This window comes from Bacillus sp. FJAT-26390 (assembly GCF_001682865.1).
In the GTDB taxonomy this organism is placed as follows: Bacteria; Bacillota; Bacilli; order Paenibacillales; family Paenibacillaceae; genus Pristimantibacillus.
On record NZ_MAQX01000011.1, the window covers coordinates 592,457 to 614,455 of the forward strand.

Annotated in this window: 20 protein-coding genes; 6 read left to right on the top strand and 14 right to left on the bottom strand. The window is 48.1% G+C overall.

Annotation, left to right across the window (positions count from 1 at the left end; translation table 11 throughout):
* Positions 1-24: 24 nt before the first annotated feature.
* The 6 genes from ytvI to moaA all read right to left on the bottom strand — a co-directional run bounded on the left by ytvI (position 25) and on the right by moaA (position 6,645).
* Entirely contained in the window at positions 25-1,056 is a 1,032-nt protein-coding gene (gene ytvI, locus A7975_RS14315) for a sporulation integral membrane protein YtvI (RefSeq protein ID WP_053377309.1), read from the bottom strand.
* Positions 1,057-1,132: 76 nt separating this feature from the next.
* Positions 1,133-2,272 (bottom strand): radical SAM/CxCxxxxC motif protein YfkAB, encoded by a 1,140-nt coding sequence (yfkAB, locus tag A7975_RS14320; RefSeq protein ID WP_053377310.1) that lies wholly within the window; start codon positions 2,270-2,272, stop codon positions 1,133-1,135.
* A gap of 136 nt (positions 2,273-2,408) precedes the next feature.
* Positions 2,409-3,527 carry an HD-GYP domain-containing protein gene (locus tag A7975_RS14325; RefSeq protein ID WP_053377311.1) on the bottom strand — a complete coding sequence of 373 codons (1,119 nt, stop codon included), beginning with the start codon at positions 3,525-3,527 and terminating at the stop codon, positions 2,409-2,411.
* Between the two features lie 148 nt (positions 3,528-3,675).
* Complete coding sequence (locus A7975_RS14330) at positions 3,676-5,124, bottom strand: bifunctional metallophosphatase/5'-nucleotidase (protein ID WP_065385537.1); 1,449 nt, start codon at positions 5,122-5,124, stop codon at positions 3,676-3,678.
* A 42-nt stretch (positions 5,125-5,166) separates the two neighbouring features.
* A complete protein-coding gene (locus A7975_RS14335; protein ID WP_065385538.1) occupies positions 5,167-5,634 on the bottom strand; it encodes a hypothetical protein in 468 nt (155 codons plus the stop codon).
* A gap of 9 nt (positions 5,635-5,643) precedes the next feature.
* On the bottom strand, positions 5,644-6,645 hold the full coding sequence (gene moaA / locus A7975_RS14340) for a GTP 3',8-cyclase MoaA (RefSeq protein ID WP_053377314.1): 1,002 nt from the start codon (positions 6,643-6,645) through the stop codon (positions 5,644-5,646).
* A gap of 102 nt (positions 6,646-6,747) precedes the next feature.
* Here moaA and A7975_RS35265 point away from each other — a divergent pair, with 102 nt between their 5' ends.
* The 3 genes from A7975_RS35265 (at position 6,748) to A7975_RS14355 (ending at position 9,769) form a co-directional block, all read left to right on the top strand.
* Positions 6,748-7,482 (top strand): molybdenum cofactor biosynthesis protein, encoded by a 735-nt coding sequence (locus tag A7975_RS35265; protein WP_053377315.1) that lies wholly within the window; start codon positions 6,748-6,750, stop codon positions 7,480-7,482.
* 54 nt (positions 7,483-7,536) lie between these two features.
* Entirely contained in the window at positions 7,537-8,625 is a 1,089-nt protein-coding gene (locus A7975_RS14350) for a ThiF family adenylyltransferase (RefSeq protein WP_082198194.1), read from the top strand.
* Positions 8,626-8,716: 91 nt separating this feature from the next.
* Positions 8,717-9,769 carry an HD-GYP domain-containing protein gene (locus A7975_RS14355; RefSeq protein WP_065385539.1) on the top strand — a complete coding sequence of 351 codons (1,053 nt, stop codon included), beginning with the start codon at positions 8,717-8,719 and terminating at the stop codon, positions 9,767-9,769.
* A gap of 276 nt (positions 9,770-10,045) precedes the next feature.
* On the opposite strand, the gene sufB is transcribed toward A7975_RS14355, so the two are convergent.
* The 6 genes from sufB to A7975_RS14385 all read right to left on the bottom strand — a co-directional run bounded on the left by sufB (position 10,046) and on the right by A7975_RS14385 (position 16,078).
* Positions 10,046-11,443, bottom strand: coding sequence for a Fe-S cluster assembly protein SufB (gene sufB, locus A7975_RS14360; RefSeq protein WP_053377318.1), 1,398 nt, complete (start codon positions 11,441-11,443; stop codon positions 10,046-10,048).
* 28 nt (positions 11,444-11,471) lie between these two features.
* Complete coding sequence (gene sufU, locus A7975_RS14365) at positions 11,472-11,903, bottom strand: Fe-S cluster assembly sulfur transfer protein SufU (protein WP_053377319.1); 432 nt, start codon at positions 11,901-11,903, stop codon at positions 11,472-11,474.
* Positions 11,890-13,116, bottom strand: coding sequence for a cysteine desulfurase (locus tag A7975_RS14370; RefSeq protein WP_065385540.1), 1,227 nt, complete (start codon positions 13,114-13,116; stop codon positions 11,890-11,892). Before A7975_RS14370 ends, sufU begins: the two co-directional genes overlap by 14 nt.
* Positions 13,113-14,420: a Fe-S cluster assembly protein SufD gene (gene sufD / locus A7975_RS14375; protein WP_053377321.1), complete on the bottom strand. Its 1,308-nt coding sequence runs from the start codon at positions 14,418-14,420 to the stop codon at positions 13,113-13,115. Before sufD ends, A7975_RS14370 begins: the two co-directional genes overlap by 4 nt.
* A gap of 21 nt (positions 14,421-14,441) precedes the next feature.
* On the bottom strand, positions 14,442-15,221 hold the full coding sequence (gene sufC / locus A7975_RS14380) for a Fe-S cluster assembly ATPase SufC (RefSeq protein ID WP_053377322.1): 780 nt from the start codon (positions 15,219-15,221) through the stop codon (positions 14,442-14,444).
* A 275-nt stretch (positions 15,222-15,496) separates the two neighbouring features.
* A complete protein-coding gene (locus tag A7975_RS14385; protein WP_053377323.1) occupies positions 15,497-16,078 on the bottom strand; it encodes a DUF1802 family protein in 582 nt (193 codons plus the stop codon).
* 144 nt (positions 16,079-16,222) lie between these two features.
* Between A7975_RS14385 and mtnK the strand changes: the two genes are divergently transcribed.
* Together mtnK and mtnA are read left to right on the top strand one after the other, a co-directional pair.
* Positions 16,223-17,434 carry an S-methyl-5-thioribose kinase gene (mtnK, locus tag A7975_RS14390; protein ID WP_065385541.1) on the top strand — a complete coding sequence of 404 codons (1,212 nt, stop codon included), beginning with the start codon at positions 16,223-16,225 and terminating at the stop codon, positions 17,432-17,434.
* A 25-nt stretch (positions 17,435-17,459) separates the two neighbouring features.
* Complete coding sequence (gene mtnA / locus A7975_RS14395; protein ID WP_053377325.1) at positions 17,460-18,512, top strand: S-methyl-5-thioribose-1-phosphate isomerase; 1,053 nt, start codon at positions 17,460-17,462, stop codon at positions 18,510-18,512.
* An 82-nt stretch (positions 18,513-18,594) separates the two neighbouring features.
* On the opposite strand, the gene A7975_RS14400 is transcribed toward mtnA, so the two are convergent.
* On the bottom strand, positions 18,595-18,900 hold the full coding sequence (locus A7975_RS14400; RefSeq protein ID WP_053377326.1) for a YunC family protein: 306 nt from the start codon (positions 18,898-18,900) through the stop codon (positions 18,595-18,597).
* Between the two features lie 576 nt (positions 18,901-19,476).
* Between A7975_RS14400 and A7975_RS14405 the strand changes: the two genes are divergently transcribed.
* The gene (locus A7975_RS14405; RefSeq protein WP_053377327.1) at positions 19,477-19,971 is read left to right on the top strand and encodes a hypothetical protein; all 495 of its coding nucleotides are present in this window, start codon (positions 19,477-19,479) and stop codon (positions 19,969-19,971) included.
* Positions 19,972-20,027: 56 nt separating this feature from the next.
* On the opposite strand, the gene A7975_RS14410 is transcribed toward A7975_RS14405, so the two are convergent.
* Positions 20,028-21,929 (bottom strand): putative bifunctional diguanylate cyclase/phosphodiesterase, encoded by a 1,902-nt coding sequence (locus A7975_RS14410; protein WP_082198195.1) that lies wholly within the window; start codon positions 21,927-21,929, stop codon positions 20,028-20,030.
* Positions 21,930-21,999: the final 70 nt, after the last annotated feature.

A 21,999-nucleotide genomic window follows, 5' to 3' on the forward strand; every position in this document is an offset into this window, starting at 1 on the left:
ATGGTTTTGACACGGCCCTTCTGCCTATAGCTTGAACTTCATCTGGAATAATCCGGCTCTGCGCGCCGCCATATAGATAATCACGACTAACGGTCCGATGAAAACGCCGATTACGCCAACGAGCTTGAAGCCTACGTATAAACTGACGAGCGCTGACAATGACCCGATACCGACGGAGTCGCCGAGGATTTTTGGCTCCACAATGCGGCGGAACACGGTAATAACGAGGAACAGCACGATAAGCCCGATGCCCACATACATGTTGCCCGTAAGCAGTAAATAGCTTCCCCATGGAACAAGCACCGAGCCTGTTCCAAGAATCGGCATAATATCAACGATGATAATAAGCAAAGCGATCGCGAGCGGATACTTCACGTTAAGCACCAGCAAACCGAGCAAAGAAATAATATATGTAAGAGCACTCAAAATAAATTGCGAGCGCAGGAAGCCGAAAATCGACTTCTTGAGGTTGTTCAATAATTCATTGACCTGCGGTTGCGATTTCTCTTCAAACAATGACAACACGGTAGCTTTCATCGTATTGAGACTGAAGCTCATCATATAAACTGCTACCAAAAAAACGATAAAGAAGATAAACATGCCCGGAATGCTGGAAGCAAACCCTATAACGGAATTTGACAAGGTGCCTACCATTTTGGTCAGCGTGCTCGTTAATCCCATCAGCCAGTTTTCCAGCGTTTCAATCGCATCAGGCGGAAAATTTTGATATAACGACTGTGCCTGCACCATTAGATCGTCAACCATGTCGTTCGCATTTTCAAAATAGTTCGGCACCTTCTTGAAGAACGCGATGAGCTCCGCTACAACCTTGACGCCAAGCAGCGCGATTAAGCCTATAAGAATAACCGTAAACAAGCTGCTGGATATCGTTGCTGCCAAAAGCCGGTTCATTCGAAACTTTTTCATAAACAATTGATTTAACGGCTCCAGAAAAATCGCGACTACAAGCGCAAGCAGGAATGGCGCTCCGACTGTAAAAAACAAATAGAGCAGCAGCAAACCTAATCCGATAAATATGATTGTCTTGATCGACAACAGCTTCTCCTCCTCTCACTTATTCTATATGCGTCTTATCTCGCTATTAAGCCTGAATAACAGCCTCTCCCGCGCACTAGTCGATCACTGCGCTGCGCTCATGGAAATTAACATCTTTATAGTACATATCCTTAACGAGCAGGTTGGGTCCGCAGCATGCAGCTGCCGGACAGTGGCAATTCACGCTTTGGGCGAGTGAATGGTCCAGCCATTTATCAAATAAATCCTCAAGCTTCGAGGTGCCGATGTTGCCAAAGGCAGGAACGTCGGAGAAGTCCGTTACAAAAACATCGCCGGTAAACAAATTGACGTTTAACCGATTCCGGCCGTCCGGATCGTTGCGGATCGTTACATTCGGTTCTTCCGCTAGCTTTCGCAGCAGCTTGCGCTCGAAGGGATTGTCGCTGCATTGGTAGAAGGGCAATGTTCCGAACAGCATCCAAACGGATTTGTCCCTTGCCTGCAGCAGGCGATCGATAGCCTCCAGCATTTGCTCGCGGGAGAGCACCGGCAAATCCTTCGCGAAGGAGCTCGGATACATCGGATGCACTTCATGGCGTTGGCAGCCCATTTCAACGATCAGCTTATGGATCTCGTCGATTTTGTCGTACGTTCTATAGTTAATCATGGATTCCGCGGATACGAGTACGCCTGTCTCGCTGAGACGACGCGTGTTGTCGATCATTCGCTCGTACAGCTTAGTCGCTGTCTCAAGCGATACCTGATGCCCGGCCTTAGCAAACCCGATTTGATGAAAATCTTCCGGAGACGTGTAATTGAACGAAATGTGCATGACATCAAGATACGGAGCAAGCTGCTCATAACGGCTATACGGGAGCGTCACGTTTGAGTTGATTTGAGAACGGATGCCGCGGCTGCGAGCATATTGAAGCAGCGGTACCATATAATCGCGTACCGTTCGATCGGAGAAGGACGGCTCGCCGCCTGTAATGCTGATCGTCTCAAGATGCTCCACTTCATCTAATCTCTCAAGCATCTGTTTGAGCGGCAGCTTGGCGGGCTCGGACAAAACAAGCGTATCGCCGACGGCGCAATGCTCGCACCTCATATTGCAAAGGTTGGATACGGTCATTTCCACGCTTGTCAAACGATGTCTTCCATATTGCTGCAGCGAACGAATCGGATCCCACGGATCATTCGTTGGCGATAAAACGGATAGCGGTCTACTGGTTTGTTGCAAATCTATTGTGTTCATTTTTTTCAGCACCTGACTTATTTTCTTGAATGAAACATTCTTGTTTTATTGTAATGCGCGACTGCGAAGGAAGCAAATAAATCGACAAAAAAAGAAGAAAAAAGGAGCCGTATCGGCTCCACACGCTCATCATTATTTAAATACCAGCAACTCTCTGCACTTCAGTCGAGTCGTCGTTCACGCTTACGATCATCATTGTCAGCTGCTTCGACAAGTCAATTTCATACGGGGATGCCAGCTCTTCGCCCGCTTCATTATACAAGACGCGAACGATCGGCCTATGCGGGTAAGCATGATTAAGATCAGCGACGATACCCGACACGCCTGATTGCAGCTTAACCGTTATTCCTATTGGATAGATAGCAACCTTGTCGCGGAACAGCTGCACCATTTTTTGCTCGTAGAGAGTTCCTGTCCCTGCATAAAGCCGCTCAATCGCATGATGAGGCAGCATTGGCGCGCTATAGACGCGGTTTGTTGTCATGGCATCGTAGGAATCAACTAGCCCGATCCACTTTGCGTAATCATGAATCTCATTTCCTTTGATTCCGCGCGGATAACCGCTGCCATCGATACGCTCATGATGCTGGAAAGCGCAGTGGGCTACCAACAGCGGAAGATTGGGCTCATCCTTCAATAGCTCATAGCCGATTTTTGCATGCTGCTTCATCGCCTCGAATTCCTCTTTGGAGAGGGAGCCGGGCTTTCTTAACACATCGATCGCGATTTGCGTTTTGCCGATGTCATGCAATAGAGCGCCCATGCCCAGCGTCGTAAGCTCCTCCTTCGAGTAGCCGTTCGACATGCCGAGAAGCGTCGTATAGACGCAGACATTTAACGAATGCTGGTACAAATAATGATCGACGGAGCTCATGTCCATCAGCATGATCATCGCATCCTTATGGCTGGACAGATCATCGATGATCATGTTCATCATCTGTTTAAAGGGCTGGGCGATATAAGGATATGTAACGCCCTTCCGCCGCGTCGGACGATCCATCATCTCGCGGAAGCTTGTTCGTATTTCTCTAAGAGAGGACTTTAGCGTCTCCTCACTGATTAAGGAAGGCAGCACAATATCTTCCGTTCTCGGATCTGCTATATACACATATTGAATCCCGCACTGCTCCAAGCGGGAAATTAGACGGTCTGTCAGCTCTATGTTTTCGCCGAGAAGGACGAGACCTTCCTGAGAAAATATTTTTTTGGCCAGTTTCATACCCGGCCTGCATCTCGCAATTGGCAACAAACGCATTTTCTCGATCCTTCCCCATAAAAAGATATGCTAACTATTACATCGGAAAAAGCCGTTCGTAATGTTAATGTACGGGAAAAACGAGAAAATCGCAACCATTTAATACTATTTTTTCGACATATCTTGTCGAGAAAATGCAAGATTTCTATTATTTCGATTCATCGCGCCATCTCATTTGTCGACATTCGGCAATAGATGCAAAATTTAACAATTGATCAGCGATGACATCTCGAATAAACTCAGGTAAAAAATAGGTTAATTGAACCGCATTCGCAAGCGATTCATAACCAGCTTTGAAGCTGAACATATCGATTGTGCCAAGCGTATAAAGCCTTTCGTCGTCAAGTGGAGCTCCATTTACAGCTACCGAAACGAGCCTGCTCATCGGCGGCCTTGTTGAATCATAAGTTATGGACAAGCCATCAATCGCAAGCGTTCCGAGCACTTCGCCGCGGAAGCCGTAACCTTTGATCGGCTTTTCTATGAATTCAGGCAAAAGCGCCTGCTCCAGCGCTTTTCTTATATCTACACCTGCAATCGTCATTTTGCACGGATTGATTGGCGAGGGGCAGAGCGCATGCAATTCGCCTGCCGTCACCTCACCCTGCGCGAGTCCGCCAAGCAATTGGCCCGTGTTGACGATCCCAATCTCGGCATCCGTCCAGCGGCGCAGGCCAGACGCCAGCAGATTGCTAAGCGGCGACTCCCGCTCAATTCTGGCAGGCAGCGGCTCCGCAAGCTTTGCAATCACCCGGCTCAGACGCTGCTGGCTCGACTTGCGATGGCTGCTGATGATCGCGGCAGCCTCAGGATGCTCCGCAAAAGCGGATGTAGGCACGACTTTTGCCCGGAACAAGGGACGGGCAGAAACCGGGTCGATCCCGATCTCTACCCGCCCGATATACTCCCCGAATTTGCCGGCTGCGCAAATCGTCGTGTCGCCAATGACTATCGGCTCTTCCAATAAATGATGGGTATGCGCTCCCAGAATGAGGTCGATTCCCCGAAGGCTTTCCGCCATCTTACGATCGGAGGTAATGCCAAGGTGAGACATCACGACCAACACGTCAACCTGGTCTCGCAGCCGGGAAGCTTGCGCTTGCAGCGCTTCAAAGGGATCTGATACCTCCCAGCCCAGCAAGGAATAAAAATCTTTAAAAGCTGCAGTTACGCCAATGATCCCGATCCGCAGTCCATTTTTATCCACAATCGTGCTCGGAAGGAGCCATTCAGGCTGTTCGCCGGTTGCGGATTCATGCAAATTAGCGCATACGACTGCGAACCTTGCACGGCTCGCGTATGCGTTCGATATCGTTTGATAGGAATAAGTAAGTCCTTCATTATTGCCAAGCGTAATGACTTCATAGCCTGCATCATTCAACAGATCTACATTTACGATTCCATCGCTGCCTTCCGTTTCTACCCGCATCCGATCCATATGATCGCCGCAGTCTACAGTAAGCACTTGGTCGCTGCCGTAAGTCCGCCGCTCCTCCGCGATGAAGGAAGCAATTTTGGCGGCATGCTCCAGACGGCTATGTATATCGTTACTATGAAGGAGCACCACTCGTGTACGAAAGTTGTCTGCCAAATTCATGCACGCCTCCTCATTGCTTCGTCTTAGCACCGTCAAGTCATTCTATCTGTTCTTACGCAAATCTTCCGCGGAAAATGTATGCTTAAAACCAAAGGCCGCTTCTTCTTGCTCCGTTCCTTTATGGTACGCCAGCTTAAGTTTGACAATACTCTTAACATTTAAGCATTTGCTGCTTCCGTTAGGCACATAAAGGCGAATAGGCCCTGTCTTCTTCAAGGGCTCGCCATCAAGCTGGTATAAGACCGCTGCATGCTTAAGCTGCTCCCACGGAATCGAAGCCTCAAAAGCATCCGCCGCCTCGACAATCAAATGTGTGGGCGCCCCAGCCGTTTCTGCCGCGCCTGCTTGCCGGAGCCAGCCCGAATGCCAGCTATGCCAGTCAAACGCTTCTCCTGCCGTCTCAGGCACTCTATCTGCTATGCTAAAGCTTGCTCCTGCCAGCCTCGCCATCTCGGCCGGACTTGTCATTGACAAGCCCAGCTCAAAATGCTCGATTCTAATCGTTTGCATAAATAACCGTCAGCCCCCTATTTGCGACATGCGTCTCTCCGTCGGCATGTGGGATTGTACGCCATCCGCCAGCTTCGCTGCCATCTCATGGTTTTCCGGCTTAATATCCATCGCTCTGAGCAGCAAGCGCTGCATTTCATCCGGATGTCCGAAGGCATCCTTCACATTCAATTCATCTACCCAATAGAGGCAGGGCTTGATCGAGCCGTCCGCCGTTAAGCGCAGCCGATTGCAATTGCTGCAAAAGTGGTCGCTGATTGGATGAATAAGTCCAAACGAGCCGCGCCCGCCCTTCATTTGCCAATCATCCGAAGGCCCGTTGCCGTGCACATTCGGCCCGCGGCTAATATCGTATCCCTCTTGCTCCGCTACTTCCAGCACGCGGGATAACGGCAAATAATGTTTTTTCCAGTTTTCATCGGCGTGTCCGATCGGCATATATTCAATGAATCTGACATGCAAAGGCTGCTCATAGGCAAGCTTAAGAAAAGCAGCAATTTCATCTTCGTTAACTTCCTTAAGGAGCACGCAGTTCAGCTTGATCGGATCAAAACCAACTTTTGCTGCCGCTTCAATCCCCTCCATCACGCGCTTTAATTCACCACGCCTTGCGATAAAACGAAATCTGGAAGAGTCCAGCGTATCTAAACTTATATTAACGCGGTTCAAGCCTGCTGCTCGAAGCGCTTCAGCTTGCTTGGCTAAAAAGATGCCATTGGTCGTTAATGCTATATCACGAATGCCTGGAATAGCAGATAATCGGCTAATTAAGCCGTCTAAGCCTGGACGAATAAGCGGCTCGCCGCCCGTGATGCGCAGCTTCGTGATGCCAAGCGCCGCACCAGCCTCGACCACCTCTACAATTTGGTCATAAGACATCAAATTCTCAGATTCCGTGAACTCCATCCCTTCCTCAGGCATGCAATACAAGCATCGCAAATTACAACGATCCGTTACTGAAATACGCAAATAATCGTGTACCCGTCCAAAACGATCCGTCAATGTCGGCATGAATCTCACTTCCTTTCTGTCTACGTATCAGCATAACATTTTTTTATGAATTATGATATTCTATAAACAGCTTTGAGCCTAAACGATGAGAGGTTTTATACCATGAAATACAGCTGGTCAATCAAACTATTTGCCGGGCTTCCCGAACGTCTTGGGGTCCCTTCCATAGCTTTGTTATCCGATGCCGAGAAGATGAGCACCGCCGATCTCAAAGCAGCCATTTCTGCTGAGTATGCAGAGCATAAAGCATTGATACAAATTTCATTCATTGCCCGAAACCACGCCTACGCTGCCGAGGATACGATTTTGCATGTGTCGGATGAGCTGGCGCTGCTTCCCCCGGTCTCTGGCGGAGAAGAGCAGCAGAACGGAGCCCAGGTGCCTGCTCAGCGTTATGTCATAACCTCCGATGTCATTAGCTCGGATGAAGTGCTTGCTAAAGTTATCGTGCCCGAGCATGGCGCCGCCATCGCATTCGTTGGGACAACCCGCGAATGGACGCATGGACAGCGTACAGTAAGGCTGGAATACGAAGCATACGCGCCAATGGCCGTCGCGACGATGCAGCAAATCGGCGATGAAATCGCAGAGCGCTGGCAAGGCGCTTTGTGTGCGATCAGCCACCGCATTGGGGTAGTCGGTTTAGCGGAAACCAGCGTCGTCATTGCCGTATCCTCGCCGCATCGCGAGAGCTGTTATGAGGCTAGCAGGTACGCCATCGAGCGTCTGAAGCAAATCGTGCCTATTTGGAAAAAAGAAATTTGGGAGGACGGCTCCGAGTGGAAGGGCCATCAGCTCGGACCTTGGAACCCGACTGAGCAGTTGTCCGACTTTTAAGGCTGCTAGCTTGTCAGACTTAACTTCAGAAGGCTCTTAAGGAGATTATATGAGATGAACCAACCAAATCGTGAAAATATAGAAGCACCCGCTAGCGCAGCAGCGGTGCCTTCAGGCTCAGCTCGCTATGCGAGGCAAATCCGCTTTACACCTGTCGGAGAGAACGGGCAACAGCAGCTGGCAGGAAGCCGTGCGGCAGTGGTCGGCATGGGTGCGCTTGGATCCGTCATTGCTCAGCATCTCGTAAGATCAGGCACCGGATATGTGCGGCTTATTGACCGGGATATTATTGAATGGAGCAATCTGCAAAGGCAAGTGCTTTATACGGAGCAGGACGTGCTTGCTCTGCTTCCAAAGGCACAGGCTGCCGCCGCACATTTGCAAGCAATAAACAGTACCGTCATAGTCGAGCCCGTCGTAGCAGACTTAACCGCGGCAAACGCCGATGAATTACTTGCAGGTGTAGATGTCATTATAGACGGCAGCGACAATTTTTCTGTAAGATACCTCATTAATGATTATAGCGTGAAGCATAACATTCCTTGGATTTATGGGGGCGCGGTAGGCGCATCCGGCATGACGATGACGATTGTTCCAGGGGAGACGCCCTGCTATCGCTGTCTATTTAACGAGCCGCCTCCGCCCGGTACGACCGATACATGCGAAACCGCAGGCGTTATTTCGCCGATCGTAGACATTATTGGCTCCGTTCAAGCTGCCGAGGCGATTAAGCTTCTCTCCGGAAACGAACAGGCGCTGCATCGCACGTTGTTTCAAGTCGATCTTTGGAACCATGCCTGGATGCCTGTATCGGTTGCCAGCGCGAAGCGCAGTGATTGCCTCTGCTGCGGAGAGCAGCAGTTCGATTTTCTGGATGAGCAGCTCTCTGAACCTGCAGCAGCGTCCCTTTGCGGGCGTCAATCCGTACAAATTACGCCAAATCAATCAAGCTCGCTTAACTTGGATGAACTGTCCGTCCGATTGAAGCCGGTAGGTGCTGTGACGTCCAATCGTTATTTGCTGCGCATCGCTCTTTCGGAGGGCTTGACTTTCATCCTATTCGGCGATGGCCGTGCTATCGTTCAAGGTACGGATGAATTAATAAAAGCAAGGTCCATATATTCCGAAATATTAGGTATTTAGTCGCTATTCTATTACCCTCTTATTGCCATTCCATTCATTCATTGCTACTATTGTAGGTACATTAGTTACTACAATCAATTGAGGTGTCTTGATGAGGGTTCATGTAACAGAATTAATCAATGGAGACCAATTAAGCAACGATACATTTAATAACTACGGACTTCATGTACTCTCCAAAGGAACAATCGTTTACAGCCAAGAAATATCAAGATTATTTCAGCATCAGATTGATTATGTTGATATCGAAGAGAGAGCCGAAGAAACCTCGCCTCGCACTCTCGAATCGACTGTAAATCCTAGATGGCTCCCTACCGTGCAGCCCATATACGAAAACGCTGTCAAAAATTTCGAAGGGCTGTTTTCGAAAGCGATGAACGAAGGGAAAATCGATGAAGAAGAAGTATCGTCCATGCTTGATCCATTGCTCGAAAACCTACAGCTTGAGCGTGATGTCGTGTCCATGCTTTTGCTGCTAAACACCCAGGACGACTACACTTATCAGCACTCCGTGCAGGTAGGCATGCTTTCCTACTATCTTGCCACTTGGGTTGGCTATTCCAATGAAAAAGCGATTCAAATTGGCAAAGCGGGTTTTCTCCACGATATTGGAAAATGCCGGATACAGCAAAGCATATTAAACAAGCCCGGACGGCTTACGGACGAAGAGTTCGAGGAAGTGAAAAAACATACCATCTACGGCCATGATATCATTTCTAGTTCATTCAACGAGCCGTACTTAGCGATTGGCGCCCTGCAGCATCATGAACGGAATGACGGCACCGGCTATCCTCACGGATTAAGCGGCGATGAGATCCATCCTGTTTCCAAAATCATATCCGTAGTCGACATTTACAGCGCAATGATCTCAGAGCGGGTCTACCAGCAAAAACGCGACTTGCTATTCGTCCTTAAAGAGCTTTACCGTCTGAGCTTTAAAGAGCTGGACCCTTATACGACACACACGTTTATCAAGCATATGATGCCTAACTTCATCGGTAAGCGAGTGGAGCTTGTTAGCGGCGAAGTCGGTATCATCGTCATGACCCATCCGACCGAATTTTTCCGGCCGCTCATTCAAGTCGACGAGCAATTCATCGATATGTCCTTAGAGCGTGAATATGAAATTCAGCTTGTGCACATATAGGCTCACTACAAGTAAAAAAACCCTCAACGGCGATCATGGATCGCAGTTGAGGGTTTTTGGGTTATTCTTGATTATTTAGAAATAAGTGGACTGAGATCATCGATATCTCCCCCACCTGCATGACCCATGGCACAATAGCCTGATTTATAGGCAATACTTTTTTTATCCAAAGAAAAAAATCCGTAGATAAAATCTACGGATTCTTTAATTTTGGTATCGAAACGGTATCATACGAAATACCGATACCGTTTCGTCCTTGATAGGAAAACGTTCATATTAACCGATGGAACCTTCCATCTCAAACTTGATCAAACGGTTCATCTCTACCGCATATTCCATCGGCAGCTCTTTCGTGAACGGCTCGATGAAGCCCATTACGATCATTTGCGTCGCTTCCGCTTCGCTTAGACCACGGCTCATGAGGTAGAACAATTGATCCTCGGAAACCTTAGATACGGTTGCTTCATGCTCAAGCGTGATGTTGTCGTTCAAAATCTCGTTGTAAGGAATCGTATCCGAAGTCGATTCATTATCGAGGATGAGCGTATCACATTTGATGTTCGCTTTTGCGCCGTCAGAGTTGCGTCCGAACGATGCAAGGCCGCGGTACGTTACTTTACCGCCATGTTTACTGATCGACTTGGAAATGATCGTCGAGCTCGTATCTGGTGCAAGGTGAGTCATTTTAGCGCCTGCATCTTGATGCTGGCCTTTGCCGGCTACGGCAATTGACAATACCATGCCTTTTGCGCCACGACCGCGAAGGACAACAGCTGGGTACTTCATCGTCAGCTTGGAGCCGATGTTTCCATCTACCCACTCCATCGTTGCATTCTCGTCAGCTACCGCACGTTTTGTAACTAGGTTATAAATGTTCGGTGCCCAGTTTTGAATCGTCGTGTAACGAACGCGGGCATTTTTCTTAGCCAAAATCTCAACGACCGCGCTGTGCAGCGAGTTCGTGCTGTATACCGGTGCCGTACAGCCCTCAACATAATGAACCGAGCTGTCTTCATCAGCAATGATAAGCGTACGCTCGAATTGACCCATGTTCTCGGAGTTGATACGGAAGTAGGCTTGCAAAGGAACTTCGCATTTTACGCCTTTTGGCACATAGATAAAGCTGCCGCCTGACCATACTGCACTGTTAAGTGCTGCGAATTTATTGTCATTCGGAGGAATGATCGTTCCGAAATATTCTTTCATTAGCTCAGGGTACTCGCGAAGCGCTGTATCGGTATCCGTAAAGATAACGCCTTGCTTCTCAAGATCCTCTTGCATGCTGTGGTAAACGACCTCGGACTCATATTGAGCCGATACGCCGGCTAGGAACTTTTGCTCAGCTTCCGGGATACCCAGTTTGTCGAACGTTTCTTTAATCTCGGAAGGTACTTCCTCCCAAGTCTTACCTTGTTTATCCGAAGCACGAACATAATATTGGATGTCGTCAAAATCAAGCTCATCCATGTTGCCGCCCCATTTAGGCATCGGCATTTTGAAAAACTGCTCAAGCGATTTCAAGCGGAATTCAAGCATCCATTCCGGCTCGCCTTTAATTTCTGAAATCGTACGAACGATTTCTTCCGTTAATCCTTTACCCGATTCGAAAACGGCTTTGTGCTCGTCACGGAAACCATACTTATAATCTTCCATTTCCGGCATTGATTTAGCCATGGTCTTTCACGCTCCTCATAAATCTAGATTAATGTGATTCTTGCTGCTGTTCAATCCCTTTGCGCAAGGCGTTCCACGCAAGTGTCGCGCATTTGATTCGTGCTGGAAATTTGTTCACGCCCGAAAGTGCATCCAATTCCTCATATTCATCAAATTCGACCGGTTCGCCTTTCATTAGCGCTGAGAACTTCTCAGCCATGGCGAGCGCCTCGTCAAATGATTTCCCTTTAACCGCCTCTGTCATCATCGATGCAGAGCTCATGCTGATCGAACAGCCCTCGCCGCTAAATTTCGCATCGGATACTTTGCCGTCAACAACCTGCAACTGTAGCGAAATGCGATCGCCGCAGGTTGGGTTGTTAAGGTTGATCGTAACCGATTCTTCATTCATGGTGCCGCGATTTCTAGGGTTTTTATAATGATCCATAATTACTCTGCGATATAAATCATCCAATTGCATGACCGAAGAACTCCTTCGTTTGTAGTAATGCATCGGCTAAGCGGTCAATGTCATTTTCCGTATTATATAGGTAAAAGCTTGCTCTTGCCGTTGCCGATACATTCAACCATCTCATAAGAGGCTGGCAGCAATGATGGCCTGCGCGCACCGCAATGCCTTTGGAATCCAGTACAGTCGCAACGTCATGCGGGTGCACATCCTCCAAATTGAAGGTTACTAGCCCGACACGGTTTTCCTTTGGCCCGTACAACGTAATTCCATCGAGCGACGACAGCTTCTCATAAGCGTATGTTGCCAAATGTCTCTCATGCCGATCGATTTCATCAAGTCCGATTTCTTGCAAAAAGTCGATAGCTGCTCCAAGCCCGACAGCACCCGCAATAATCGGGGTTCCGCCTTCGAAGCGATATGGAATCTCTTTCCAAGTAGACTCGTATAGATCAACAAAATCGATCATTTCGCCGCCATACTCGATCGGCTCCATGTTGTTAAGCAGCGATTTCTTGCCATACAATGCGCCGATGCCCGTAGGACCACACATTTTATGGCCGGAAAACGCATAAAAATCTACGTCCAAATCCTGTAGATCGATTTTCATATGCGGCGTGCTTTGCGCACCGTCAACTACCATAATAGCGCCGTTGCGATGAGCAATTTGCGTAATTTCCTTGATCGGATTGATCAGTCCGAGCACATTCGATACGTAGGTAATCGAGACTACCTTCGTTTGCGGCGTGATCGTCTTCTCTACATCCTCTAGCGAGATCGAGCCGTCCGGCTGCATCGGAATATATTTTAATGTTGCGCCAGTAGCTTTAGCCGCTTGCTGCCAAGGAATCAAGTTACTGTGATGCTCCATTTGCGTAATCACTATCTCGTCGCCTTCTTTGCACACGGAGCGTGCATAGCTGGAGGCTACTAGATTTAGAGCCGTCGTTGTGCCGCGTGTAAAGATGATTTGCTCTGGTGCTCCAGCATTCAGAAACTTCGCTACCTTCTCGCGCGCTCCCTCATAGGCATCAGTCGCCCTGGAACCAAGGGTATGCACACCGCGATGAACGTTCGCGTTATCCAGCTCGTAGTACCGATTAACCGCATCAATGACGGAGCGCGGCTTCTGCGAAGATGCCGCGCTGTCCAGATAAACGAGCGGATGCCCGTTTATTTCTTGATGCAATATCGGGAACTGTTCCCGAATCGCATTTATATTCATCCTTGTAGCTTCCTTTCGAGCAAACGCTGAAGCTGCCCGCGTACCGCCTCGACCGGAATTTCCGATACGACCGGAGCCAAAAAGCCGTAAATAATTAATCGTTCAGCGTCCTGCTTAGATATACCGCGTGACATCAGGTAATAGACCTGCTCCGGGTTAACTTGCCCTACGCTTGCCGCATGACCGGCAGTTACATCATCTTCATCTATAAGCAAAATCGGATTGGCGTCGCCGCGCGCTTTAGGGCTCAGCATGAGCACCTTCTCGGTTTGTACACCGTTCGCTTTCGTCGCACCCTTCTCGATTTTTGTAATTCCGTTAATAATCGCAGAAGCGGAATCCTTCATTACAGCACGGGTAACCATGTTGCTGTCGGAGCTTTTGCCAAAATGAACAGCTTGCGTCGTCAAGCTATTTTGCTGTGCGTTTTTGCCAACGCTGATTACTTTCGCATCCGAAGTGGAGCCTGTGCCCTTCAGGATCGATTTTGTATCCGACAGCGTATTTCCGTCATTGAGATCACCAATGATCCATTCCATTTGGCCGTCATTTTCAATGATCGAACGGCGGATCGACATGTCAACGCCTGTCTCCCCCATATGATGGATGGAGCTAAAACGAACATGTGCGCCTGCATTCACGAAAACTTCAACGATGGATGGATGTACGAATGGAGCTGCGCTTGCGCCAGGCTCGGATACAACACAATCCACGTATGTCACTCGGCTATTATTGTCTGCAACGATGAGAATATGCGGAGCAAACGTCGCTTCTGCATTATCGTTGTAGAAAATAGCTTGAAGCGGAAGCTCTACTTCAACATTTTTTGGAACGTAGACGAATACTCCGCCGTTCCATAGTGCTGCATGCAGTGCTGTCAGCTTGTCTTCGCCCTTCGCAACCGCTTGGAACAAATATTTTTGAACGAGATCGCCATGCTCCTTGCATGCCGTCTCCAAATCTGTGAAGATAACGCCTTTGCTTGCATATTCGCTTGAGAACTGATTCCAGATGGTGCCGGAATTACGTTGTATAAGCAAATTTTCAGTTCCTTCAGTAATCAGCTCGCGAACAACCTCTGGCAGGTCGCTGATTGCGCCAACTGTTGTCGGCTGCTCATAAGCGCCAACCGCATTTAAATTCCAACGCTCAATCCGAACCTTCTCCGGCTTCGGCCAACCGAGCGTTCCGGCTAGCTCAGCCGCTTCGCCACGTAGTTCAACGAGCCAATTCGGCTCGCCTTTGCTGCGTGCCAGCGCTTCAGCAGCTTGACGGTTGGCCTGCGTCGATAGTTGTGTACTCATTCGTAATGCCCCCTTCTCCGCTTAGGCCTGGCCGACCGTTTCATCTACGATGCCAAGTTCTTCTTTAACCCAATCATAACCTTCGTTTTCCAAACGCTCTGCAAGCTCAGGACCGCCGGATTTAACGATGCGCCCTTGCATCATAACGTGTACGAAATCTGGAGTGATATAGTTAAGCAAACGCTGATAGTGAGTAATGATAAGGAAACCGCGATCTTCCGAGCGCATAGCGTTCACGCCTTGCGATACGATACGAAGAGCATCGATATCAAGACCGGAATCGATCTCATCAAGAACGACGATCTTTGGATCAAGCAGCATCATTTGCAAAATTTCATTGCGTTTTTTCTCGCCGCCGGAGAAACCTTCATTCAAATAACGGTGAGCGAACTCCGCGTTCATTTCAAGATCCTTCATCTTGCTTTCCATTTGACGGATAAACTTGATTAGGGAAATTTCGTTGCCTTCGCCGCGGCGAGCGTTAAGCGCACTGCGCAAAAAGTCGGAATTGGTTACGCCTGGAATCTCGCTTGGGTATTGCATTGCAAGGAACAAGCCAGCTAGCGCGCGCTCGTCAACGCCCATTTCAAGGATGTCTTCGCCGTTCAATACTGCTTTGCCTTCCGTTACTTCATATTTAGGATGTCCCATCAAAGCGGATGCCAGTGTAGATTTACCTGTACCGTTAGGGCCCATGATTGCGTGAATTTCTCCACCTTTAATGTCAAGGTTAATTCCTTTTAAAATCTCTTTTCCGTCGATAGCCGCTTTCAGGCCCTCGATGACAAAATGCGTTGCCATAATATGCTGATCCCTCCAAGGTTGGTTTAATTCGCTCTGTCACTCCCACATAGATTTACACTTTCTATATAGAGTGATTCTCAATGATTCTCAATAATCATTTTAATATAGTTTTTGTTATAAATCAATGCGAGATGCCCTGTTTCGTTGAATATGTCTCTTTTTTAGAAGATAAAAAGAATTAAACTCCGTGTAAGTACTCCTTAACGTTCAAGAAGAAAAGAGAGTAAACAAGTCTAGTGACAGCGACAGCCATTTAACCACAATACACTGTTTTATGCAAGAGCCTGCTTGATTTTTTGAACCTCCGCTTCAAACTTTGCCGACTCCATAACGGGAATCATCTCGGGGGCAGTAAACTCATCTTCCAGTCTTACCCAAGATTTGCATCCGTTATAAGCGGGCCGCATAGGTATTTCTATTGGCGACTCCAAGCGGTATACTCGAAGAAGCAAAACATGCAGAGGCTTGGTCCGCTTCCAGCGGAGCCTTTCCTCGGCAAACGTATCCGTCCATATATGTAAATCGCGCAGGCGATCCAGCGTTTCCTGGTCGGTTACTTCTATATCTTCAGCGACCTCGGCGTACGATTCAAGCTTAATGGCCTTCATATCCAAGGACCAATCTGCAAGCGTCTTGTCCATTTCGCCCGCGTATTGTTCTTTTAATAGATGCTTTTTCTGGTGCTCATAAGCCGGCATTAAGTAAAATTTAGGGCTCATCAGCTGAAAATCACGCGTTTCTTCAATGATTCCGCCTTTGCGCATTATTATAATTTGCTGCCCTTCTGCTAGTGCCTTTACGCTGACAGCCCACTCCTTAAGCGCTACTGGCTGTTCCTTATTTTGTGCAGTCATCATGCTTCCTCCATCCAACTCGTCTATATTTGATAACATTATATCAAATGAGGGTATTCCAAGGCGAAATAATATACATTATACTATGTTGAGATGAATACTGGGCATTGCTGCCCTACTACTATAATCCGGAGGTGGACAGCCATGTCTGCATATCATCCATTAACTGAACAAGAAGCCATTCAAATAGCACTTTCGCTCGACGGGTTTTTCCCTGAGGGAGCTGCTCTTGCGAGCCGCGAAATCGGGGACGGCAACTTAAACTTGGTTTTCCACATTACAGACGCTGTCAGCGGCAAAAGTCTAATTATGAAACAAGCGCTGCCTTATGCTAAAGTTGTAGGAGAGTCTTGGCCCCTCACGCTTGACCGCGCGCGTATTGAGAGCGAGAAGCTTATTTTGGAAGGCGAGCTCGCGCCTGGACTCGTTCCTGCCGTTTACAAATATGATCCCGAGCTCTACCTAACGATCATGGAGGATCTCAGCGACCATATTATTATGCGTCAAGGACTGATCGGCGGAACGCGCTACCCGAAATTTGCAGACGATATTTCAACGTTTATTGCCCGCACCTTATTTTTCACCTCGGATCTTGGTCTGAACCAGCAGGAAAAGAAGCTTCGCGTGAAAGCTTTTATTAATCCCGAGCTGTGCAAAATAACGGAAGATCTTATTTTTGACGATCCGTATACGGACTCACCTAACAACAGCTTTGATCCGGCTATACGCGATGCTGCTGAAGCGCTTTGGAAGGACCAGGAGCTTCACTTGGAAGTGGCCATTCTGCGCGACAAATTTCTAACAAACGCACAAGCCTTGCTTCATGGCGACCTCCATACGGGCAGTGTATTTGTAACGCCGGAGTCCACGAAGGTCATCGATCCCGAGTTTGCCTATTATGGGCCAATCGGCTTCGATATCGGCGCTGTCATCGCGAACCTGCTCCTTAACTTTGCCGGTCAGGAGCATTGGATCGCAGATGCGGACAAACGCAGCGACTTCCGCCGTTATTTAACGGATACCGTGCGCGATGTATGGCAATTATTTGATCAAAAGTTCCGCTCACTATGGAGTGAGCAAGGCTTAGACCGCATTGCTTCTTCTACTCCGGCCTATCAGGACTATTACATGAATCGGTTGCTTCAAGATGCTGTAGGCTTTGCAGGCTGCAAAATCGTTCGCCGCATCGTAGGGCTATCGCATGTCGTTGACATCGACCGTATTCCGGACGCCGCTGCTCGCGAGCGGGCACAACGACTTGCCCTTGCGATCGGAACATCGCTTATCCGCAACAACCGCAAGACGGAGTCCATTGAAGAAGTAATCGATGCTGCCTTAACCGCAGCAAGCAAATGATTGAAGACAGAGAGGAATTGACATCATGACAACAAATTATGCTGGCTTACAATCGGTGATTTGGACCGAGGACAGGCTTGATCTGCTAGACCAACGGCTATTGCCTGAGGAAATCGTATATTTGCCCCTAACAACAGCTGAGGATGTATGGGAAGCCATTCGCCATCTCAAAGTTCGCGGAGCTCCGGCTATCGGAATCTCAGCCGCATACGGCGTCGTTCTCGGCAGCCGTGACGAGCAGTCGATAGACGGCTGGCTGGCGCAAGTACGCAAACAAGCGGAGTATCTGGCTACATCGCGGCCTACCGCGGTTAACCTGTTCTGGGCGCTTGACCGCATGAAGGCTGCTGCCTCTTCCCTCGCTGAGCAGGGCTTGTCTCTTGAAGAGAGCAAATCCGCTTTGCTGACAGAAGCAATCGCTATTCAAAGCGAAGACGAAGAAACGAACCGTATGATCGGCGAGCATGCATTGTCACTGTTCAAAGATGATATGGGCGTCCTAACACACTGCAACGCCGGCGGCCTCGCTACAGCCAAATACGGCACGGCGCTTGCACCGTTCTACTTAGCGCTTGAGCGCGGCATTACGCTTCGCGTCTATGCGGATGAAACCCGCCCTGTTCTGCAAGGCGCTCGCTTGACGGCCTTTGAATTGCAGCAAGCTGGCGTAGACGTAACGCTCATCTGCGACAACATGGCGGGAATGATTATGGCAAAAGGCTGGGTCGACGCGGTTATCGTCGGTACCGACCGCGTTGCCGCTAACGGCGATGTCGCCAACAAAATCGGAACCTATAGCGTGGCTGTACTCGCGAAGGCTCACGGCATTCCTTTTTATGTAGCAAGCCCGCTCTCAACGATCGATTTAGGAACGCCTACCGGCGCTGAGATTCCGATCGAAGAGCGGAATGCTGAAGAAATTACAGAAGGCTTCGGCAAACGTACTGCGCCGCAAGGCATCAAGGTTTACAACCCTGCTTTCGACGTAACGCCTAACGAATATGTAACTGCGATCATTACGGAAAAAGGCATTGTACAGGCTCCATACGATGTGAATCTGCGCAAGCTATTCGAATAAGCTAATATAAACGAGTGAAAGCCCTGATCAGGTACGAATGGCAAAAAATTGCCGCTAGCTGATTAGGGCTTTTTTCGTTCTTTTAAACCATCAGCTGAAGCGCGTCCGAGCCCTTCATGCCTACTACGATGCCCTTTGCCTCCGCCGTGAAGGTGACTGACTCCAAAGGGGCTGCCATTAATTCCTCCAGCGTACGTACGCCTACAGCACGGCCGGCCAAAATTTCCCGGTCCTTGAGCTTCTCATTCAGTAAAGAAACATCAAGCGCACCGCACATAATATATCCTTTATCCGTCATAATGGCGAGCAACGTCGTTTTGGGCAGCTTCACTTCAACGCCAAGAACCGTTTCTCCATTATCAAGCGTGAAAGGAACCATCCGCATCATATAGGATCCACCCCCTTTATTTCCTAAATAAGAGGCATTACACTGCAACATCATTATATGCAAAACTTTTTTGACAGTGTTGGATAAATGCTCATTTAAACGATGTATGAAGGGGGAATCGCGAATGCGGTCACAAATTTAAAAATGATAACTTTTTTTATACGGGTGGTTAATCGGGATGGGAGGGAAACCAATGGGGTGAGATGTGATGTGATGGATATCCGCACTTGCGGATAAATAGAAAGAGCGAAAGAAGTCAGCAGAATAGATACCAATTTTCTTTTTCGGCAGGAGTATATAAACATAATTTTGTTGAATTTTCATGAAAATATTCATGTGATAAAACGATTGCATGCTTAAACTCATTGTTGAAAACGTATGTTTCTTGGGGGAATGAAAGGTAATTTCCAACGAATTAAAAGTGAGACGTTTCAATGGTAGACTCCTTCCGCTTTTTCGCATGAGCAAATGATATGCAAATTTTTTAAAAGTGCTGGATGAATGCTCATTTAAAGCACTACTTGTATCGTTCATTTAGTGGTATATTAGTACTATCTTATACCGTTCGGAGGTCCTATGGAAAAACTTCCCTCATCCCAAAATCAGTCATCGTATGTTTTCAATATTGAGGTGCTTGTAGAAGGGAAAAACAATGCAGCAGCGTTAGAGACGCTTCTTCACGCGTTAAATAACTCGGGGTTCGTTGATTATCGTATTTTATCAGGCATCAAGCTTGGCGAGCTTATCGACGAACGAAAACAGAAAGCCTCAATCGCTCAAGACATTCCTTTGCAAGCTGGCAGCAACGAAGCGAAAACGCAACTAAAAGCAGCAGACAAGCCAGTTCCGCAATCCTTAGAGCATTTGAGCTATTTTGACAAAATAAGAGCCATCATGAAAAACAACACCTTAATCAGGCTGATCGTAAACAAAGGGCTTGGCATCAAGCTCAGCATTCCTTGCAGAATCATTAATATGGATGAAGCCGAAAATATTATTACGGTCTACCATGTCGACGAAAAGCAGGTCTACACGTTCCGATTAAACGAGATTGAAGACTTTTCCTATTAATGCAGCTATAAAAAAACCGTTCAATTGACTGCCCAATCAGTCAATGAACGGTTTTTTTATTGATAGCCAGGTGTTAGCATAAGTTCAATATTGTCGCTTGAAACGGGAGGACTCCAGAAGTAGCCCTGCATTTCATCACATTTATGTTTCCTCAAAAACTCCATCTGGCCTTCTGTCTCAACGCCCTCGGCGATGACCTGTATGTTCAAATTATGCGCCATAGCAATAATGGCTGCCACAATTTCCGCGTCGCTAGGATCCTGCTGAATATCACGAACGAAGGAACGGTCAATTTTCAAACGGTCTATCGGGAAGTTTTTCAAATAATGAAATGAGCTATATCCCGTGCCAAAATCATCTACGCTAATATTGACGCCTAAGTCTGTTAAATCGAGCAAGCAACGCGACACATGATTCACATCCATCGTCATCGACTCCGTTATTTCCAGATCCAAATATTTGGCATCAAGCCCTGTTTTGCCAAGAACGGCAGCTACTTTGCTGGCTAAGTCGTTTTGGACGAATTGTCTGATGGATAAGTTGACGGACACCGGAATAGGCGGAAGCCCTGAATCCTGCCAAGCTTTATTTTGACGGCATGCCTCTTCGAGCACCCAATCGCCGATTTGGACGATCATGCCGCTCTCTTCCGCTAAAGGAATAAAGTCGCCCGGCGGTATCATTCCTTTAAGAGGATGGTTCCAGCGCACTAGCGCCTCAACCCCAACCATCGTGCCCGAGACCAAGTCATATTGCGGCTGATAATGCAAAATAAATTCATCGCGCTGTATCGCACGGTACATTTCATGCTGCAGCGTAAGCCGCTCAAACGATGAATTGCTCCAGCTCTCCGAATAGAGCAGGCAGTCGTTTTTCCCGCTTTCCTTCACCTTTACAAGCGCCATGTCGGCTTTCTTTATTAGGGAGTAGCTGTCGTCTTCCTCATTGCGGTTCGTGACCGAACCAATGCTCGCTGTAATATGTAAGGGAAAACCGCTTAGCTCATATGGTTCTTCTATGGACCTCAGAAGCCGCTTCGAGAGCTCAAGCAAATGCTTCTCTGACTGTACATTGCAAAACAGCAGCGCGAACTCATCGCCTTCCATGCGAGCGGCAAAGTCGTTGTCAGACAGGTCTCTGTTTAATCGCTCGGCAACCTGCATAAGAAGGATATCGCCAAATTCGCGTCCGAACGAAGCATTGACAAGTTTAAAGCGATCCAGATCCAAGTAGCAAATGCCAACTACCCGTTCTTCTTCCCTCGCCCTAACCAGCGTCTCGGTCAGCTTCATCTGGAACAAAGTCCGATTCGGCAAACCGGTCATGTCATCGTAATAAGCCATATAGCGAATTCGTTCGACGTTCCGTTTGCGGTCGCTTAAGTCCTGGCTGATCAATACCGTGCCGATAACCTCGTTCTCTTGCAGCATTGGAGAGCAGGTTACTTGAAGCTCCAGCGGAAAGCCGGATCCATGCGTAATGTTAATATTGGTCTGCTTCGTTTCACCAAGCAAAGAATGCCCTAACGAATCTAGCAGCGACTGGCGGCTGCTGGGCTCGACCAGCCGGGATATCGGCTCTCCCAGAAGCTCGGAGCGCTGGTAGCCAAGCGTGCGGCTAGATGCTTCGTTCATCTCCATGACGATGCCGCTCCTATTTAATATAGCAAGCGGCACCGTATCTGAGCGAAGCAAGGTTTCAACGATTGCGGTATGGTAGTGCTGTAAGCTGAACGATTCGTTACGTTTTATATAAACGATTATTGCGGTTACGAATAACGATGCGGCAATGGCGGCAGCCGTCCATTTGTACATTGGATTAGAAATCAATAAAAAAGCGACTACGATCCAAACCGACGCGAGTGCTGTAAGCAGGCAGCTGATCATTACCGATCCGCTTAATGGCTGCGTGCGCTGCCGCTTGTTTCTTTCAGGAAAACCATCCATCCGTTTCGTCACGCACAAACGTCCTTCCTCTATTCCGAGTCAAGTGAGTGTTCGCTTTATTATAAACGATGTATTCGTTCTG

Bases quoted from the DNA above. Each gene is read 5' to 3' on its own strand.
- A7975_RS14400 (WP_053377326.1), bottom strand. From the start codon at position 18,900: ATGATGCGGATGGTTCCTTTCACGCTTGATAATGGAGAAACGGTTCTT.
- yfkAB (WP_053377310.1), bottom strand. From the start codon at position 2,272: ATGAACACAATAGATTTGCAACAAACCAGTAGACCGCTATCCGTTTTA.
- A7975_RS35265 (WP_053377315.1), top strand. From the start codon at position 6,748: ATGAAATACAGCTGGTCAATCAAACTATTTGCCGGGCTTCCCGAACGT.
- A7975_RS14385 (WP_053377323.1), bottom strand. From the start codon at position 16,078: ATGACTGCACAAAATAAGGAACAGCCAGTAGCGCTTAAGGAGTGGGCT.
- A7975_RS14335 (WP_065385538.1), bottom strand. From the start codon at position 5,634: ATGCAAACGATTAGAATCGAGCATTTTGAGCTGGGCTTGTCAATGACA.
- moaA (WP_053377314.1), bottom strand. From the start codon at position 6,645: ATGCCGACATTGACGGATCGTTTTGGACGGGTACACGATTATTTGCGT.
- A7975_RS14370 (WP_065385540.1), bottom strand. From the start codon at position 13,116: ATGAATATAAATGCGATTCGGGAACAGTTCCCGATATTGCATCAAGAA.
- A7975_RS14355 (WP_065385539.1), top strand. From the start codon at position 8,717: ATGAGGGTTCATGTAACAGAATTAATCAATGGAGACCAATTAAGCAAC.
- sufC (WP_053377322.1), bottom strand. From the start codon at position 15,221: ATGGCAACGCATTTTGTCATCGAGGGCCTGAAAGCGGCTATCGACGGA.
- A7975_RS14330 (WP_065385537.1), bottom strand. From the start codon at position 5,124: ATGAATTTGGCAGACAACTTTCGTACACGAGTGGTGCTCCTTCATAGT.
- mtnK (WP_065385541.1), top strand. From the start codon at position 16,223: ATGTCTGCATATCATCCATTAACTGAACAAGAAGCCATTCAAATAGCA.
- sufB (WP_053377318.1), bottom strand. From the start codon at position 11,443: ATGGCTAAATCAATGCCGGAAATGGAAGATTATAAGTATGGTTTCCGT.
- A7975_RS14325 (WP_053377311.1), bottom strand. From the start codon at position 3,527: ATGCGTTTGTTGCCAATTGCGAGATGCAGGCCGGGTATGAAACTGGCC.
- A7975_RS14405 (WP_053377327.1), top strand. From the start codon at position 19,477: ATGGAAAAACTTCCCTCATCCCAAAATCAGTCATCGTATGTTTTCAAT.
- A7975_RS14350 (WP_082198194.1), top strand. From the start codon at position 7,537: ATGAACCAACCAAATCGTGAAAATATAGAAGCACCCGCTAGCGCAGCA.
- sufD (WP_053377321.1), bottom strand. From the start codon at position 14,420: ATGAGTACACAACTATCGACGCAGGCCAACCGTCAAGCTGCTGAAGCG.
- mtnA (WP_053377325.1), top strand. From the start codon at position 17,460: ATGACAACAAATTATGCTGGCTTACAATCGGTGATTTGGACCGAGGAC.
- sufU (WP_053377319.1), bottom strand. From the start codon at position 11,903: ATGCAATTGGATGATTTATATCGCAGAGTAATTATGGATCATTATAAA.